This is a genomic window from Streptomyces sp. NPDC041784 (assembly GCF_055591025.1).
In genome coordinates, this window is record NZ_JBVJAB010000016.1 from 75,290 (window position 1) to 92,411 (window position 17,122).

The following is a 17,122-nucleotide window of genomic DNA, read 5'->3' on the forward strand; positions in this document are numbered from 1 at the left end:
GTGGCTCGTCAGCGGCTCGTCAGCGCCCGGCGAACGGCTGGTCCGTGGGCACGATCTCGCGGCCCAGCGGGAACAGCGAGACCGGGATCAGCTTGAAGTTCGCGATGCCGAACGGAATGCCGATGATCGTGATGCACAGGGCGAGGCCGGTGACGTTGTGGCCGATGGCCAGCCACCAGCCGGCCAGCACCAGCCAGAGCACGTTGCCGAGGCAGGAGGGGGCACCCGCGTCACGGCGCTCGACGGTCGTGTAGCCGAACGGCCAGAGGGCGTAGAGGCCGATCCGGAATGCCGCGATGCCGAACGGGATCGTCTCCGTACGTTCCCGATCACGCTACAAGGGCGCTCCGGTTCCGCCTTAACGCGTGACCTGCTGATACTGGTAGTAGCAGGACAGTACGGGCGGACCCACCTGGAGAGGTGTCGATCATGAAGCTGTTCAACCTGCTGCTGAACATCATCTGGCTCATCTTCTGCGGCATCTGGATGGCGATCGGCTACTTCATCGCCGCGCTGATCTGCTTCGTCTTGATCATCACCATCCCGTTCGGCATCGCGTCGCTGCGCATCGCCGGCTTCGTCCTCTGGCCGTTCGGCCGCACCACCGTGGAGCGGTCGGGCGCCGGAGCCGGGTCGGTCATCGGGAACGTGATCTGGGTGATCTTCGCGGGGTGGTGGCTGGCTCTGGCCCACTTGGTCACGAGCGTCCCGCTCTTCCTGTCGATCATCGGGATCCCGTTCGGCTGGGCCAATCTCAAGCTCATCCCGATTTCACTCATGCCACTTGGCCGCGACGTGGTTCCCACAGAGCAAGCGTTTGGCCGCTAGTGAGTGCGAGACACCAGCGGGTGCGACATTGATCTAGGTTTGCCTAATGTCACACAGCAGCAGATTGGCGAGAATCACGAGATACCGTGATCCCGCGTCCCCCATGAGTGAGACCGCTTCTCGCCAAGTACCGGTACGCAACGCCTGCATAAGATTCAAGCGGGCACCCGGAAGATCTTTTTGGGCTGCACAAACAGCCACCCACGCAAGCGACTTCAGGTGAGGATGAATCATTTCGCCAGTCAGACTGATGGCGGTATCAATTTCACCACCCTGAGCAGCGTGCCCGATAACGAAAAGCATTAGTTCGGCCCGGACCTCAAGATCTTCAATGCTAAGAGACAGGCGAAACGCATCTTCATATTTTTCGGCGCGAGCGAGGGAACGAGCAGCGAAATCCCAGATCTCTTCTTTCGCTTCCACCTGCGAAAAGTTGGACGCTAGGTTGCTCGCCTCCAGGAGCCAGATCGGCGGCTGTACCTCTATCATTCAGCTGCAAGAAGCTTTCAGCCGCACACGCGAGGCCGAAAGCTTCCTCCTCCCTCAACTCTCCTGCTCGAGCAGTAGCGGTAACATCTTCAACCAGACTCGTAGCACGCTTCGGATCGCCCATCTTAGCTGCGACCTCAGCAATCGCCGCAATAATGCTCATTCGCAGCCTGTAGTTGTTGTGCCCATCACACAGGGCAATCATCTCTTCCAAGATGTCCCATGCGCGCCGGTAATGCCCCTGTGACGCCAGCGCGTCGGCGACCGAAATCAAAGCACTCGACCTGTCCCAAAACTGCCCTACGTTACGCGCCAGGTCGACGGCACGCTCAAAATCGCCTGCTCTGGCGAGAACACGGGAAACGCTAGCAGCGACATGAAAGGGCAAAGAGCCGTTCTCGTTGTCACCCCCAGCCAGCACCTCGTTCACCAGCTCCCTGGCGGCACGAAGCTCATCGGCGTCACTCAAGGCATCCGCCAAAACGCACAGTTGGGAAACTTGCGTCTCTCTATCAGTTCCCGCATGCGCAATAGAAGTGGCCCTCTGAGCCATCTCCAAAGCCCGATCGTGATCACCAGCCTGGAGAAGCGCCACAGCAATCGCGCAGAGAGTTTCACTGTGCCGACTAGCCCCTCCGGCGGGAACCGGCAATGCGCTCATCAACAATATCGCCTGCTAATAATCGCCCGAACGGGCCATTATTCCCGCCACGTTTTCTGTGGCATAACCCCTTTGCCGTGAATCCTCAATCAAATCCATAACCGTTATGGCGAGTTCATAGTCACTAGGCTTAGCGTGACATACGGCCATCAAGTCTAGGCAATAGTCTCGCATGCTCGCATTGGTAATCGAGCGCGCTTTCCCCATTGCGTCGGCGTGGTTACCAGCGGCAGCTAATGCCGCACAGGCGATGGAGAGGGCGAAATCAGCCGAGCGGTCGTCATTTCGCCCTCACCGCCTCCTCCTTCGGCCCGGTCCACCGTGCCGGGGAACGTTGTCGACCCCGCCGGGACGGCGTCACGTGCGAACACGGGCGTCCCCTCGGCTGCGGCGCAATCCACGCCCCGGACGCTCCCCCGATCGGCCAACCCCTGTGCCTGGACTGCTACGACTACACGGGCCATGTCCTGTGGCACGCGCACGCCAGCAAGCTATGGGACCGGTTCGTCATCGACGTCCGCCGACGCCTCGCCTCCTCCGCCGGCCTCGTGCGTCCCACTTCGCGAAGCACGCGCGACTGCCCTTCGCCCGTGTCGCCGAGTATCAGAGACGGGCGGCCGTGCACGTCCACGCCGTTGTCCGCCTCGACGGCTCGAATGGACCGGCCGACGAACCTCCGACCTGGGGCACCACTGAGCGGCTGACCGATGCTGTCCGGGCCTCCGCCGGGCGGGTCCTGGTCCGCACCCCCCACAGTCCCGCCGTCGGCGAGAGTGCTCTCAGGTGGGGCGGCCAGATCGACATCCGCCCTCTACTTGCCCACGGCGACAGTCCTGATGACGACGCCGTTGCCGCGTACGTGGCCAAGTACGTGACCAAGGGGGCAAGTGACACGGGCGCCGGGACAGATCACCAAATCACTACCTGGGAGGAAATCGAGGCGGCATCCGTCAGTGAGCACGTGCGCACTCTCATGCGGACCTGTTGGCTCCTCGGTGACCTACCTGAGTACGGCACGCTCCGTCTCCGGAGTTGGACTCACACCCTCGGTCACCGAGGCCACATCCTCACCAAATCCCGCGCCTACTCCACCACCTATGCAGCGCTGCGGGCCGAACGCGCCGATCACGTCGGCCGCTCCAAGCCATCAGGCTCGACCACGGATTCCCGCTGGCGCTATTGCCGGCTCCGGCCACTCCCCCGGCGGCGCACTGATTGCCGCTGGGGTCTTCGAAGACCTCGCCATCAACCGAGAGTTGAGCCGGGAGGCAGCACAGCAACGGGGGTGGATCTGATGGCTGACACCCAGGCCGTATGGCTCCCGGACAAGACGCTGTCTCCTGCCGAACGTGCGTTACTCCTGCGCATTCTGTTCGGGCCGCAAGCACGTCGACGAAGGAAGGTCCCGAAACCCGACGGGCTGTCAGACACCCGCGCCACCTTGGAAGTTCAGACAAACGCCCCGGCAGCGGCTGGCACCGCCCCGGGGCTAGCCGACTGACTAGGAGTCGACGTGTCCAATGTAAGCACACCCCTGTCTTCATCCATCGAGACCGCTGCTCGCGCAGTCGGCACACGTACTCTGCGTGCGGTCGACTACCTCCGTGTCTCGACCGAAGAGCAGAAGAAGGGCTACGGCGTAGCTCGGCAAAGCCGCAAGACCACTCGACACATCGCACTCAAGCAGTGGACTCACGTCGGCACGTACAAGGACGAGGGCGTCTCGGGCTCCCTGGAAGCTGCTGACCGTGGCGATCTGAAGCGGCTCATGGACGACGCCCAGCAGACTCCACGCCCCTTCGACATCGTGGTCGTGCCGGACGGCCGTGTGATCGGACGCAAGGGCCGTGCGTTCTGGCGCTGGGTCTGGGCCCTGGAAGACATCGGCGTCTTCGTCGCCGTCGTCGCGGACGACTACGACAACACCACCACCGAGGGGCGCAAGAAGATGCGCCGGGACGCCGACTACGCCGAGACCGAATGGGAGACGATCCGCGACCGTACTCAGGGCGGCTTGCAGGAAAAGGCGGAGCTGACGCCGGCCGCACACGTCGGTGGGCGTGCTCCGTACGGCTACCGCATCGCCAACAAGGGGACTCCTGGCTCGTACCTGGTGATCGATGCGGAAGAGGCGAAGGTCATCAAGCGTGTCTATGGCCTGGTGGTCGGCGAGGGGCTCAACCTCCGCAAGGTCACCATTCGCCTGATCAGTGAAGGGATCACAGCACGTTCCGGCAAGACATGGACGCGCGACAACCTCCGAGATCGCATCATGTCAGCGCCCGTACTCGATGCCGTACTCGTCTTCCGTGGCAAGCATGCCAACAGGGACGAAAACGGCGCCCCCATCTGGGGCGACTCCGTCAGGATCGAATTGCCTCGGATCCTGACCGAGGAACAGAGCGCAGAGCTACGACGGAAGGTCGCCGAAACAGCGAAGCTCAGCAGCGGCCAACGCTGGATCTACCCGCTCAGCGGTCGGGTCGTCAGCGTCTGCGGCAAAACGCACTCGGGCTTCGGCTATACGGCAGACCGGGAGGTGGCTCGGTTCTACAGGTGCGCGGGCAATGCGCCCGACGATCCCAGCCAAGAGTCTTGCGGCTGCTCCCGCATCGACGCAGACGCACTTGAGAAGCACGTCTGGAAGCGCGTCACCGAGATCGCGAGCAACAGCGAAAAGCTCCAAGAACTGGCTGCCGAGTGGATCGGCATGGCGGAAGGGGACACGACTGCCCTGGTCGACCGAATCGCCGACCTTGACCAGCAGATCGAGGGCATGAATGCGTCGATGGCGGCCGTCATCGTCGCGGCCGCAAAGCAGAGCAAGTCTTCGGACGCCATCGAGGCGGCTACGACAGTGCTGAACGACGAACTTCAACAGCTCCAGAATCTTCGCGACGAAGCGGCCGAATGGCTGGCGGAGATGGAGGAGTCCGATCAGCGCGCTCGCGACCTCATCGCCCTGGCGAGCATGGCGAAGAAGTCGTTCCCGGACATGGCTCCTGAGCAGCAAGCGGCCATCTTGTCCATGCTGGAACTGAAGGTCACCATCACCGGCCCGGTGCCCGACGACCGGCGCGGCGGTGTCCCCTGCACTGTGCGGGCCTGGTACGCCACCGCTGGCCTCGCCGTCCGCGCTGCTGCGCTCTCCGACGAGGAGTGGGCAATGATCGCTCCCCTACTCCCGAAGGGGCGCGGGGGCACTGTCCGCCGTTCCGTAGACGCGATCTTCTACAAGGCGCGCACCGGCAAGTCATGGCCCAACGTGCTCAAGGAAACCGGTGCCACGATTCAAGCCTCGAAGCACTTCAACGCCTGGACGTCCGACGGCACCTGGAGCCGCGTGAACGCTGCCCTGGCGGACATGGAACAGGTCCCCCTCCCCGAGATCCGGCTACTGCCCTCGATGGTCATCGAAGGGCGAGTCGACCCGAGCGCGATGCTGAACGCAGAAGATCGATGCCGAAGGGGATGCCGATGATCGTGATGCAGAGGATGACGCCCGCGAGGAGGTAGCCGAGGAACAGCCAGAAACCGCTCAGGACGAGCCAGATGACGTTCAGGATGGTCTTCACTGGGGGCGACCTGCCAATTTCTCTAGCCGGGCGATGCGTTCCGCCATCGGCGGATGTGTGGAGAACATCCTGGAGAATCCCTGACCGGGGCGGAAGGGGTTCGCGATCATCATGTGGCTCGCGGTCTCGATGCGGGGCTCGGGGGGCAGCGGGAGCTGCTTGGTGCCCGCCTCCAGCTTGCGCAGCGCGCTGGCGAGGGCGAGCGGATCGCCGGTGAGCTGGGCGCCGGAGGCGTCCGCCTCGTACTCGCGGGAGCGGCTGATGGCGAGCTGGATGAGGGAGGCCGCGAGGGGGCCCAGGATCATGATCAGGAGGAAGCCCAGGATGCCGGGGCCGTCATCGTCGTCGGAGCGGCCGATCGGGATCAGCCAGGCGAAGTTGACCAGGAACATGATCACGGAGGCGAGGGCGCCCGCGACCGAGGAGATGAGGATGTCCCGGTTGTAGACGTGACTGAGTTCGTGGCCGATGACACCGCGCAGTTCGCGCTCGTCGAGGATGCGCAGGATGCCCTCGGTGCAGCACACGGCGGCGTTGCGCGGGTTGCGGCCGGTGGCGAAGGCGTTGGGTGCCTCGGTCGGGGAGATGTAGAGGCGGGGCATGGGCTGGCGGGCCTGGTTGGAGAGGTCGCGGACCATCCGGTAGAGGGCCGGGGCTTCGAACTCGCTGACCGGACGGGCCCGCATCGCGCGCAGTGCCAGCTTGTCGCTGTTCCAGTACGCGTACGCGTTCGTGCCGAGGGCGATCACTACCGCGACCACGAGCCCCGTACGGCCGAAGAAGCTGCCGATGACGATGATGAGTGCCGACAGTCCCCCGAGGAGTACTGCGGTCCTGAGCCCGTTGTGCCGGCGGTGCACGGTACGCCCTCCAAGTCGTGCAGCAGGGGAACCCTTTGCTTGCGGATCTTGTGCTGTTCTCCGGTGGCCCTGGTGTCGTGGTGTCACGCCAGTGGACCCTCCCGTACTGGTCAACGCCAGGCGGAGGTGACTAGTTCCCTTGTGCAGGCGGGCCGGGGTATGGGCCGTCCGGGTGACGGCGAGGGCGTACGCGCGCGTGTGGGCGGTGTGCAGGCGAACGTTCGGGCGAACCGGCGGGCGACGTGCGGGCTCAGAAGAGGCCGGCGTCGGTGAAGCGCAGGACCAGCTGGGGTGCTCCGGAGAGGACGATGCCGAGGACCGCGGTGAGGGTGATCGCGGCGGTGAGGGGCGCGGGGACGCGGTGCTCCACGGGTTCGCCCTCGGGGGCACGGAAGAGCAGGGCCGTCCACTGGAGGTAGTAGTAGAGCGCGATCACCACGTTGACGGCCATGACGACCGCGAGCCAGCCCAGGCCCGCGTCGACGGCCGCCGAGAAGACGGTGACCTTGGCGAAGAGGCCGATGATGCCCGGCGGCAGTCCGGCGAGGCAGAGCAGGAAGAACGCCAGGAGCAGCGCGGAGAGGGGGTTCCTGGCGTAGAGGCCCCGGTAGTCCGTGAGGCGGTTCTGCGGGCTCGTACGGCCCACCAGGGCGGCCACCGCGAAGGCGCCCAGGTTCACGGCGCCGTACATGAGGGCGTACGCGACGGTGGAGCCGACGGCGTGTTCGGCGTCGTCGGAGTACGCGGCGGCGGCGATCGGGACGAGGAGGTAGCCGGCCTGTCCGACCGAGGACCAGGCGAGCAGGCGGACGGCGCTGTACGCGCGTGTGGCCTGCTGGCGGAGGGCGCCGACGTTGCCGACGGTCATGGTGAGGGCGGCCAGGGCGGCCAGGGCGGGGCCCCAGACGTCGGCGTAGGACGGGAGGCCCACGACCGTGACGAGGATGAGGCCGGTGAAGCCGACCGCCTTGCCGACGACCGACAGGTAGGCGGCGACGGGCAGTGGGGCACCGATGTAGGTGTCCGGGACCCAGAAGTGGAAGGGCACGGCGGCGGTCTTGAAGGCGAAGCCGACCAGGGTGAGGACCACGCCGGTCTGGGCAAGGGTGTCCAGTCGGCCGTCGACGTGCTGGATGCGGTCGGCGATCTGGGTGAGGTAGAGGGTGCCCGTGGTCGCGTAGACGAAGCTGATGCCCATCAGGCTGACGGCGGTCGCGGTGACGGAGGACAGGAAGAACTTCAGGGCCGCTTCGGAGGACCTGCGGTCGCCGTGCCGGATGCCGACGAGGGCGAACGCGGGCAGGGAGGCGACCTCCAGGGCGACGACCAGGGTGGCGAGGTCGCGCGAGGCGGGCAGCAGGGCGGCGCCGGCGGCGGACGAGAGCAGCAGGAACCAGAACTCCCCTTCGGGGAGTCTGCCGCGGGCGTCCTTCAGCGCGGTGACCGACAGGAGGGCCGCCAGGAGCGCTCCCCCGAGGACGAGGAACTGGATGACGAGGGTGAAGCGGTCGGCGGTGTAGCTGCACGCGCTCGGGTCGCCGGTCAGGCAGAACGTGGAGCGGTCGCCGTCCAGGAGGGGCAGCAGGAGGGCCGTGGAGGCGGCGAGGCCCGTGACCGAGAGCCAGCCGAGGAGCGGCTTCCTCGCCTCGCTCACGAACAGGTCGGCGACGAGGACGACCAGGGCGACGACGGCCGCGAGGGTCGGCGGGGCGATCGCGAGCCAGTCGACGGACTGGACCAGCGACTCGGCGAGGGGCTGGGCCAGGGAGCTCATCGGGTGCCTCCTGCGAGGAGCTGCTGCACGGCCGGGTCGGTCAGGCCGAGAAGGGCCTTGGGCCACAGGCCGGCGAAGACGGTGAGGGCGACGAGCGGGGTCCAGGCCGCGAACTCGTACGTCTGGACGTCGGTGAGCCTCGGGGCGTCCTGCGGGAGGCTGCCCATGCAGACGCGGCGGACCACGACGAGCAGGTAGGCGGCCGTGAGGAGCGTGCCGAACGCGGCGATCGCCGTGAAGGTGAGGAAGGCGGGGCGGCTGAGGTCGTCGGCGGGGTCGAACGCGCCGAACATCGCGAGCATCTCGCCCCAGAAGCCGGCCAGGCCCGGCAGCCCGAGCGAGGCGACGGCGGCGAAGGCGAGCAGGCCGCCGAGGCGGGGCGCCTTGCCGTACAGGGCGGCGCCGGTCTGTTCGGCGAGGGCGTCGAGGTCGGTGGTGCCCGTGCGGTCCTTCAGGGCTCCGACCAGGAAGAAGAGGAGGCCGGTGATGAGGCCGTGGGCGATGTTGGCGAACAGGGCGCCGTTGACGCCGGTCGGGGTGGTGGAGGCGATGCCGAGCAGGACGAAGCCCATGTGCCCGACGGAGGAGTAGGCGATCAGGCGCTTGAGGTCGCCCTTCGCGCCCTGCTTGGCCAGGGCCAGGCAGGCCAGGGATCCGTAGATGATCCCGACGACGGCGAAGGCGGCGAGGTAGGGCGCGAAGGTGTGGAAGCCCTCGGGGGCGATCGGAAGAAGAATCCGGACGAACCCGTACGTACCCATCTTGAGGAGGACGCCGGCCAGCAGGACCGAGCCGACGGTCGGGGCGGCGGTGTGGGCGTCCGGGAGCCAGCTGTGCAGAGGCCACATCGGGGTCTTGACGGCGAGCCCCAGCCCGATCGTCAGAACGGCGATGACCTGCACGGATGTGGTCAGCGACCGGCCGTTGTCAGTGGCGAGTGCCACCATGTCGAACGTGCCCGCCTTGATTCCGATCAGGAGCAGGCCGAGCAGCATGACCACGGACCCGAGCAGCGTGAACAGGATGAACTTCATCGCCGCCTGGGTCCGGCCCTCGCCGCCCCAGCGGGCGATGAGGAAGTACATCGGGATGAGGACCATCTCGAAGGCGAGGAAGAACAGCAGCAGGTCGAGGACGGCGAAGGTCGCGAGGGTGCCGGACTCGAGGACGAGCAGCAGAGCGACGAAGGCCTTCGGGGTCGGGCCCGCGGGCATTTTGAAGTACGAGTAGAGCGCGCACAGGAAGGTCAGCAGCGCGGTCAGGAGCACCAGGGGGAGGGAGATGCCGTCGATGCCGAGGTGGATGCGCACGTCGAGTGCGGGGATCCAGCTGATGTCCGTGCTGGCCTGCATCTTCGACGGCTGGTCGTGGTCGAAGCCGAGCGCGAGGACGATCGCGGCCATGAGGATCACGCCGGTCACCGTGACGCCGTGGCGGAGTACGGCCTGCTCGGGTGACTTCCCCTTCAGTCCGGGCGGGGCGGGCAGCAGAGCGGCGGCGGCGCCCAGGAGCGGGCCGACGACGACGAACGCCAGAAGGAACTGCATCACGGATTCGTTGATATCGATCACGCCTGCTCACGCTCCCGAGGCGACGAGAAGGGCGGCGACCGCCAGGACGACGGTGCCGGCGAGCAGCGCGCTCACATAGGTCTGGACGTTGCCGGTCTGGGCCCGCCGTACGGCGATGCCGAGCCAGCGGGGCAGGGTGCCCGCGCCGCGTACGTAGGTGTCGACGACCTCCCGGTCGAGGAACCGCACGAGGCTCGCTCCGGCCTGGACCGGGCGGACGAACAGCGCCCGGTACACGGCGTCGACGTGGAAGCCGACGGCCGCGTGGCGGTGCAGCGGGCCGAGCAGCAGCCGTCCGGGGTCGGCCGGGTCGGGGGCGGAGGCCACGTCTCCGTAGGCGGGCGCGTGGCTGGCGATCGCGTCGGCCTCGACCTGGGCAGCGTCGCCCTCAGGGTGGGCGGCGACCGCGCCGATCGGGGCGACGGCGGCGAGCGCGGTGAGGTGGCGCCAGGCGGCGTAGGTGACGAGTCCGCCGGCCAGGGCCACGCCGGTGCCGATCACGGAGGTGGTGAGGGTGGGTGCGAGGTCGTTGCCGTCGAACCAGTCGGGGAGCGTGCGGTAGGCGAGCCCGCCGAGCGCGAGGGACGGGACGGCGAGCACCCACAGCACGACGGTCATGGACAGCGGCTGGCGGCCGTGGTCGGGGGCCTCGGCGCCCCGGCCGCGGAAGGCCAACAGCCACAGACGGGTCGCGTAGGCGGCCGTGAGGGGGGCGGTGATCAGGCCCGCGACGAGGATCAGCCAGCCCGCTGCGCCGGGGGCGTGCTCGGTGTGGCCTGCGGTCACGTGCTCGGCGGCGCCGAGGACGGACTCCTTGGAGAAGAAGCCGCTGAACGGCGGGATCGCGGCGAGCGCGAGGAGTGCCACGGTCATCGTCCAGAAGGCGTCGGGGACGCGCTCGCGCAGATGGCTCATGCGGGACATGGCGGCCAGCGAGTTGGTGCCGACGGCGTGGATGATCACGCCGGCCGCGAGGAACAGCAGGCCCTTGAAGGCACCGTGCGAGAGGAGGTGGAAGACGGCGGCACCGCGGTCGCCGACGGCGAGGGCGCCGGTCATGTAGCCGAGCTGGCCGATCGTCGAGTAGGCGAGGACACGCTTGATGTCGTCCTGGGCGAGCGCGGCGATGCCGGAACCGACCATCGTGACGGCGGCCATCACGGCGAGGACGACCATCGCGGCCTGGGAGGCCTCGAACACCGGGAGGAGACGGGCGACGAAGTAGACACCGGCGGCGACCATCGTCGCGGCGTGGATCAGCGCGGAGACGGGCGTCGGGCCTGCCATCGCGTCGGGGAGCCAGGTGTGCAGCGGGAACTGCGCCGACTTGCCGGCCACGCCCGCCAGGAGCAGCAGGGCGACGGTCGTCGGGTGGTCGAGTCCGCCGTGCACGACGGTGTCGAGGACCTTCGTGATGCGGAAGGAGCCGGCGTCGGTGGCGAGCGCGAACAGGCCGAGGAGGAAGGGGACGTCGCCGAGCTTGGTGACGAGGAAGGCCTTGATGGAGGCGGCGCGGGCCTCCGGGGTCTCCCAGTAGTGACCGACGAGGAAGTAGGAGCAGATGCCCATGACTTCCCAGCCGACCAGCAGCACGATCAGGTCGCCGGTGTAGACGACGAGGAGCATCGCGGAGGTGAAGAGGGAGACGAGCGCGGCGTAGGAGGGGTAGCGGGGGTCCTCGCGGAGGTAGCCGGTCGAGTAGATCTGCACACAGGCGGCGACCAGGCAGACCAGCACAGAGACCAGGGCGGCGAAGCCGTCGATGTGCAGGGCCAGTTCGATCGGGACCGAGCCGGTGGGGGTGAGTTCGGTGGCCGCGTCGACGGCCGCGTCACCGCCCTGGCGTACGGCGACGACGGCGGCCAGGACGAGGGAGGTGAGGATCGGCAGGACGGCGAGCGGGCGGACGAAGCCGGGGGCGGTGCGGCCGAGGAGCAGTCCGGCGGCAGCTCCCAGGAACGGAAGGAGAGGGACGAGGACGGCGAGGGTGGTCGTGGTCACGCGGTGGCCTCAGCCTTCTCGGTCCCGTCGGCGGTGGGGGCGTCGCTGTCGTGGCCGTCGGCCGTGGGGCTCTCGTGGCCCTCGGCGGTGTCGCGGAGCCTGTCGATGTCCGAGGTGCCGCGGTTGCGGTACACGGCGAGGACGATCGCCAGGCCGATGCCGATCTCGGCAGCGGCGATGGCGATGGTGAAGAGGGTGAGGGCCTGGCCGGAGTGCAGGGTCTCCTCGGCGGCCCGGCTGAGCCAGACGTCGAAGGCGACCAGGTTGAGGTTGACGGCGTTGAGCATCAGCTCGACCGACATCAGGACCAGGATCGCGTTGCGGCGGGCGAGGACGCCGTACAGACCGACGCAGAAGAGGAGGGCGGCGAGGACGGCGGGGTAGGCGAGGTGCATCAGCGGGCGCCTTCCTGCTCGTCCGGCTGCTGGCGGACGTCCGGACCGGGCCCGGAACCCACCGAACTTTCTGTCACCGGTCGGGAACCCTCGGTGACATCTCGGGAGTTCACAGGGGGAGAGCTCCACTCCGCCTTCGCCTTGCGGGACAGGACGATCGCGCCGACCAGTGCGGCGAGGAGAAGGACGGAGAGGGCCTCGAAGGGGAGGACCCAGTTCTGGAAGAGGCTCGCGCCGGTGACCTCGGTGGAGCCGGCGGCCGGCCCGTCCAGGTCGATCCAGGTGGCGCGGAAGGCGTCGACGACCACCCAGACCAGGGCGGCGGCCGCGGCGACGGCGACCGTGAGGGCGGCCCAGCGGTTCCCGGAGTCCGCGTCCGGGGAGCGGCCGATGGGGGCCTTGGTGAGCATCAGACCGAAGAGAAGGAGGACGACTACGGAACCCACATAGATGAGGACCTGCACCCAGGCGATGAACTCGGCGGTGAGCAGGAGGTACTCGACGGCGAGGCCGCCGAGGGTGACCACCAGCCACAGGGCGGCGTGCACCAGCTGCCGGGTGGTGACGGTGACCAGGGCGGCGCCGAGGGTGGCGAGGCCGACGAGGAGGAAGGCGACCTCGACGCCGGTCGGGGAGAGGAAGCCGTGCGGGTCGGCGGCCAGGGGTACCGTCGCGGCTGCGGAGGCGAGGGTCACGAATCTCCTCCCCGGGGGTCGGTGGGCTCGGCCGGGGTGGGCTCGGCCTGGGCCGCGGCCAGCTTCTCCGCCGTCTTGCGGGCGGCCGCGATCTCCTTCGGCTCCTCGGCGGCGGGGTCGAGGGCGGGCGGGGCCGGCACGGTCCACATCCACTCGCGGAGCTTGTCCCGCTCGTGGGTGAGGTCACGGATGTCGGTCTCGGCGTACTCGAACTCCGGGGACCAGAACAGGGCGTCGAAAGGACAGACCTCGATGCAGATACCGCAGTACATGCACAGGGAGAAGTCGATGGCGAAGCGGTCGAGGACGTTGCGGCTGCGCTCGCGGCCGCCCGGGGCGGCGGGCGGGACCGTCTCCTTGTGGGAGTCGATGTAGATGCACCAGTCGGGGCACTCGCGGGCGCAGAGCATGCAGACCGTGCAGTTCTCCTCGAACAGGCCGATCACGCCGCGGGTACGGGGCGGGAGTTCGGGCTGCGTGTCCGGGTACTGCTCGGTGACGGTCTTCCTCGTCATCGTGCGCAGGGTGACGGCCAGGCCCTTGGCGAGGCCGCTGCCGGGAAAGGGGGCCATAGCTACGGGATCACCACCTTGACGACGCCGGTGAGGGCGATCTGAGCGAGAGAAAGGGGGACGAGGAGCGTCCAGGAGAGCTTCTGGAGCTGGTCCTCGCGCAGCCGGGGGTAGGTCACACGGAGCCAGATCACGACGAAGGCGAGCACGGCGGTCTTGAGCAGGGTCCAGACCCAGCCCAGCCCGTCCGCGCCCCAGGGGCCGTGCCAGCCGCCCAGGAAGAGGATGGTGGTCAGGCCGCACAGGACGACGATTCCGGCGTACTCGGCGAGGAGGAACAGAGCGAAGCGCAGACCGGTGTACTCGGTGTACGCGCCGAAGATGATCTCCGAGTCGGCGACGGGCATGTCGAACGGGGGGCGCTGGAGTTCGGCGAGGCCGGCGACGAAGAAGACGATCGCGCCGACGATCTGCCAGGGCAGCCACCACCACTCGAAGGCGTCCACGATGCCGGGGAGGGAGACCGTGCCGGCCGCCATCGCCACGGAGGCGGCGGTGAGCAGCATCGGGAGTTCGTAGGCGAGGAGCTGGGCGGCGGTGCGCAGGCCGCCGAGGAGGGAGAACTTGTTGGCACTGGCCCAGCCGGCCATGAGGGAGCCGAGGACGCCCACGCCCATCACGGCGAGCACGAAGAACACACCCGCGTCCAGGACCTGGCCGACCGCGCCCTCGCCCGGGCCGATGGGGATGGCGAGGAGAACGAGGAGGTACGGCAGGAGGGCGACGGCGGGGGCGAGCTGGAAGATACGCCGGTCCGCGCCGGCGGGGACGATGTCCTCCTTCTGCGCGAACTTCACGCCGTCCGCGATGAGCTGGGCCCAGCCGTGGAAGCCGCCGGCGTACATCGGGCCGAGGCGGCCCTGCATGTGGGCCATCACCTTGTGCTCGGTCTGACCGACGATCAGGGGGAAGGTGAGGAAGACGACGAAGACGACGAGGAGACGCAGCACGACGTCGAGCGCGTCGTTCATCGCGGGCCTCCTGGAGGGGTTTCGGGGGTGGGGGGTTCAGGGGTGGGCGGTTCGGTCGGGGGGTCGGTGTCGGGCGCGGGGGCCGGGGCTGGGGCCGACGCTGGAGCGGGGGCGGACGCGGAGGTGGAGGCGTCGTTGGTGGGTGACGGCTCGTTGTCCGCGTTCGGCGTGGGCGGGCTCTGCTGCGGCTCCGGCTCGGACTCCGGGTGCGACTGCGACTCCGGGTGTGGCTGCGGCTGCGACTCCGGGTGCGGGGGCCGCTTCGGCTCCGGCTCCGGTTGCCGCTTCGGCTCCGGCGTCGACTGGGGGTCCGGCCGCGGCTCCGCCTCCGGTTCGGGCTGCCGCTTCGCCTCCGGCTGAAGCTCCGTCTCCGACTGCGGCTGCGGCTGCGGCTGCGGGAGCCGCTTCGCTTCCGGCTGTTCGGGCTCTGGTGTCTGGTCGGGGCTGGGGTCCTGGTCGGTCTTGGGCCGACGGTTCGGTTCGTCGAAGGCAGGGCGGGCGTGGTGCCAGGGGGCGTCCGAGCTGCGGGGGGCCGTGGAGGGGCGGGCGGGGGTGGCCGGCTGGGCGCGTTGCGAGGCCGAGCCCTGGGAGGCGGTGCGGGCGCGGCGCGGGCCGACCGGGGGCTGCGGGGTCGCCTCGGGAGCCTCCGGGCCCTCGGCCGTCCCCTTCGCCGTCCCTTCCGCCGTCTCCCCGGACGCCGCCCCCTCCGCCGTCACCTCGGACGTCCGCTGGGAGGCCGAGCCGCCGCTCGCGGTGCGGGCGCGGCGCGGGCCTGCGGGAGCCTGCGGTGCGGCTGCTTCCGGGCCCGGTGCCGGTGTCGTTGCTTGTGTTTCCGACCCCGGTGCCGGTGTCGGGGCTGCCTGGCTTGCTGAGCCCTCGGCGGCCGTGCGGGTGCGGCGGGGCGGGCGGTCGCCTGTGGCGCGGGCGGGGCGGTCGCCCGGGGTGCGGGCGGTCGCGGCGCGGGTGGGTCGGGCGGGGGCCGGGGGGAGCTGGCCCTTCAGGGGGCCCCATTCGTTGGGGTCGGGGACGCCGGGGGGAAGCATCTGGCGTCGCTTGGGGCCGCCGTGCTCGGACTCTCCCGGTTCCTTCGCGCCGGGCCAGGCCTTGGCGACGCGGGCCGCGAGGACGAAGTCCTTGCGGAGGGGGTGGCCCTCGAAGTTCTCGGGGAGGAGGAGGTGGTCCAGGGCGGGGTGGCCCTCGAAGCTGACGCCGAACATCTCGTGCGTCTCGCGTTCGTGCCAGGCGGCGCCGGCGTAGACGTCGACGGCGGAGGCGAGGACCGGCGCCTCGTGCGGGACGGTCGTACGGACGAGGAGGCGGCGGACCGGGGCGAGGGCGACGACGTGCGCGGAGACGCGGAAGCCGGTGCCGGGTTCGTCGACCGCGCTCAGCCAGTCGAAGTAGGTGCAGGACAGGTCGTCGCGGGCGACGCGGAGGGCGGTGGTCCAGGACGCCGGGGGGACGTCGACGGTGAGGACGTCGTAGGACTCCTCGGCCGTGGCATCCGGGCCGAAGAGTTCGTCGGCGGGGGCGGGGAGCCAGCCGATCGTGGTCATCGGCCCTCCTCCGAGGACGAGGACGAGGACGAGGACGAGGATGAGGATGAGGAGGTCGAAGGCGAGGGAGACACCGCGGGGGGCTTCACCAGGTCGCTCTGGAGGGCCGCGGGCGAGGGGCGGGAGGTGCCGTAGCGCTCGCCGAGGGACTCGCGGGCGATCTTCTCCTGGAGCTTGAGGATGCCCTGGAGCAGGGCCTCGGGGCGGGGCGGGCAGCCGGGGACGTAGACGTCGACGGGGATGATCTGGTCGACGCCCTTGGTCACCGAGTAGGAGTCCCAGTACGGGCCACCGCAGTTGCTGCACGCGCCGAACGAGATGACGTACTTCGGCTCGGGCATCTGCTCGTAGAGGCGCTTCACGGCCGGGGCCATCTTGTCCGTGACCGTGCCGGAGACGACCATCAGGTCGGCCTGGCGGGGGCCGGGCGCGAAGGGGATGACGCCGAGGCGGATGAAGTCGTGGCGGGCCATCGACGCGGCGATGAACTCGATCGCGCAGCAGGCGAGGCCGAAGTTGAAGACCCAGAGCGAGTAGCGGCGGCCCCAGTTCAGGACCACCTTCATGGGCTCGGGCGCGAGGCGGGCGAGGGCACCGAGCCGCATCGGCTCGGGCAGCAGCACCGGCTCGGGGGTGGGCGGGGTCACGTCCATTCCAGGACCCCCTTCTTGTACGCGTACAGCAGGCCGACGGCGAGGAAGCCCAGGAAGATGAACATCTCCACGAGGGTGGTGGCGCCGTAGCCAGGGGCGGCGAAGACCGTCGCCCAGGGGAACAGGAAGATCGAGTCGACGGCGAAGATGACGTAGAGGAAGGCGTAGACGTAGTAGCGGACCTGGGTGTGGGCCCAGCCCTCGCCGACGGGGTCGACGCCGCACTCGTACGTCAGGAGCTTCTCGGGGGTGGGGACCACCGGGCGCAGGAGGCGTCCCGCGCCGAAGGCCACGGCGACGAAGAGCACGCCGACGACGGCGAGCAGTCCGACGACCGAATAGGACTCGAAGTAGTCCGCCGCGACTTCGACGGTCGGTTCCCGCACGTCCGTCCCTCGCTCCCTGACCTCGGCCCCCGCGGCCGTGGCCGCTCCGGCCTCTTCGGCCACTTCGACATCTTCGGCGTCTTCGACGATCTGTACGCACGGAGTCTAGGCCCTGATAAAGGGACGGTAAGCAGC

At 68.8% G+C, this 17,122-nt stretch carries 15 protein-coding genes and 2 pseudogenes; 3 read left to right on the forward strand and 14 right to left on the reverse strand.

What is annotated here, in order from left to right:
• Window positions 1–19 precede the first annotated feature (19 nt).
• On the reverse strand, window positions 20–310 hold the full coding sequence (locus ACZ6D7_RS30615) for a YccF domain-containing protein (protein ID WP_469497974.1): 291 nt from the start codon (window positions 308–310) through the stop codon (window positions 20–22).
• Between the two features lie 119 nt (window positions 311–429).
• On the opposite strand from ACZ6D7_RS30615, the gene ACZ6D7_RS30620 reads away from it, so the two are divergent.
• Window positions 430–828, forward strand: coding sequence for a YccF domain-containing protein (locus ACZ6D7_RS30620; RefSeq protein WP_469497625.1), 399 nt, complete (start codon window positions 430–432; stop codon window positions 826–828).
• A 33-nt stretch (window positions 829–861) separates the two neighbouring features.
• On the opposite strand, the gene ACZ6D7_RS30625 is transcribed toward ACZ6D7_RS30620, so the two are convergent.
• A complete protein-coding gene (locus ACZ6D7_RS30625) occupies window positions 862–1,251 on the reverse strand; it encodes a hypothetical protein (RefSeq protein WP_469497626.1) in 390 nt (129 codons plus the stop codon).
• A 963-nt stretch (window positions 1,252–2,214) separates the two neighbouring features.
• On the opposite strand from ACZ6D7_RS30625, the pseudogene ACZ6D7_RS30630 reads away from it, so the two are divergent.
• Both ACZ6D7_RS30630 and ACZ6D7_RS30635 read left to right on the forward strand, forming a co-directional pair.
• A pseudogene (locus ACZ6D7_RS30630) lies at window positions 2,215–3,479 on the forward strand (replication initiator).
• 12 nt (window positions 3,480–3,491) lie between these two features.
• The gene (locus ACZ6D7_RS30635; RefSeq protein ID WP_469497629.1) at window positions 3,492–5,459 is read left to right on the forward strand and encodes a recombinase family protein; all 1,968 of its coding nucleotides are present in this window, start codon (window positions 3,492–3,494) and stop codon (window positions 5,457–5,459) included.
• Here ACZ6D7_RS30635 and ACZ6D7_RS30640 read toward each other — a convergent pair.
• From ACZ6D7_RS30640 to ACZ6D7_RS30695, 12 genes and pseudogenes are all read right to left on the reverse strand, one after another.
• Window positions 5,425–5,553, reverse strand: a pseudogene (locus ACZ6D7_RS30640) (YccF domain-containing protein); the annotation flags it as partial. The gene ACZ6D7_RS30635 and the pseudogene ACZ6D7_RS30640 overlap by 35 nt on opposite strands.
• A complete protein-coding gene (gene htpX / locus ACZ6D7_RS30645; protein ID WP_469497631.1) occupies window positions 5,550–6,413 on the reverse strand; it encodes a zinc metalloprotease HtpX in 864 nt (287 codons plus the stop codon). The gene htpX and the pseudogene ACZ6D7_RS30640, both read right to left, overlap by 4 nt.
• 250 nt (window positions 6,414–6,663) lie before the next feature.
• Window positions 6,664–8,187 carry an NADH-quinone oxidoreductase subunit N gene (locus ACZ6D7_RS30650; protein WP_469497633.1) on the reverse strand — a complete coding sequence of 508 codons (1,524 nt, stop codon included), beginning with the start codon at window positions 8,185–8,187 and terminating at the stop codon, window positions 6,664–6,666.
• Window positions 8,184–9,758: a complex I subunit 4 family protein gene (locus ACZ6D7_RS30655; protein WP_469497640.1), complete on the reverse strand. Its 1,575-nt coding sequence runs from the start codon at window positions 9,756–9,758 to the stop codon at window positions 8,184–8,186. The genes ACZ6D7_RS30650 and ACZ6D7_RS30655 overlap by 4 nt, the downstream gene beginning before the upstream one ends.
• Before the next feature lie 6 nt (window positions 9,759–9,764).
• Window positions 9,765–11,759: an NADH-quinone oxidoreductase subunit 5 family protein gene (locus ACZ6D7_RS30660; RefSeq protein WP_469497644.1), complete on the reverse strand. Its 1,995-nt coding sequence runs from the start codon at window positions 11,757–11,759 to the stop codon at window positions 9,765–9,767.
• Window positions 11,756–12,154 carry an NADH-quinone oxidoreductase subunit NuoK gene (gene nuoK / locus ACZ6D7_RS30665; RefSeq protein WP_469497647.1) on the reverse strand — a complete coding sequence of 133 codons (399 nt, stop codon included), beginning with the start codon at window positions 12,152–12,154 and terminating at the stop codon, window positions 11,756–11,758. The genes ACZ6D7_RS30660 and nuoK overlap by 4 nt, the downstream gene beginning before the upstream one ends.
• Window positions 12,154–12,849 (reverse strand): NADH-quinone oxidoreductase subunit J family protein, encoded by a 696-nt coding sequence (locus ACZ6D7_RS30670; protein ID WP_469497649.1) that lies wholly within the window; start codon window positions 12,847–12,849, stop codon window positions 12,154–12,156. Before ACZ6D7_RS30670 ends, nuoK begins: the two co-directional genes overlap by 1 nt.
• Complete coding sequence (locus ACZ6D7_RS30675) at window positions 12,846–13,421, reverse strand: NuoI/complex I 23 kDa subunit family protein (RefSeq protein WP_469497652.1); 576 nt, start codon at window positions 13,419–13,421, stop codon at window positions 12,846–12,848. The genes ACZ6D7_RS30670 and ACZ6D7_RS30675 overlap by 4 nt, the downstream gene beginning before the upstream one ends.
• Before the next feature lie 2 nt (window positions 13,422–13,423).
• On the reverse strand, window positions 13,424–14,392 hold the full coding sequence (locus tag ACZ6D7_RS30680; protein WP_469497655.1) for a complex I subunit 1/NuoH family protein: 969 nt from the start codon (window positions 14,390–14,392) through the stop codon (window positions 13,424–13,426).
• Window positions 14,389–15,948: an NADH-quinone oxidoreductase subunit C gene (locus ACZ6D7_RS30685; protein WP_469497657.1), complete on the reverse strand. Its 1,560-nt coding sequence runs from the start codon at window positions 15,946–15,948 to the stop codon at window positions 14,389–14,391. Before ACZ6D7_RS30685 ends, ACZ6D7_RS30680 begins: the two co-directional genes overlap by 4 nt.
• Entirely contained in the window at window positions 15,945–16,601 is a 657-nt protein-coding gene (locus tag ACZ6D7_RS30690; RefSeq protein ID WP_469497659.1) for an NADH-quinone oxidoreductase subunit B, read from the reverse strand. The genes ACZ6D7_RS30685 and ACZ6D7_RS30690 overlap by 4 nt, the downstream gene beginning before the upstream one ends.
• Window positions 16,592–16,987, reverse strand: a complete 396-nt coding sequence (locus tag ACZ6D7_RS30695) for an NADH-quinone oxidoreductase subunit A (protein ID WP_469497977.1) — start codon at window positions 16,985–16,987, stop codon at window positions 16,592–16,594. Before ACZ6D7_RS30695 ends, ACZ6D7_RS30690 begins: the two co-directional genes overlap by 10 nt.
• Window positions 16,988–17,122 lie beyond the last annotated feature (135 nt).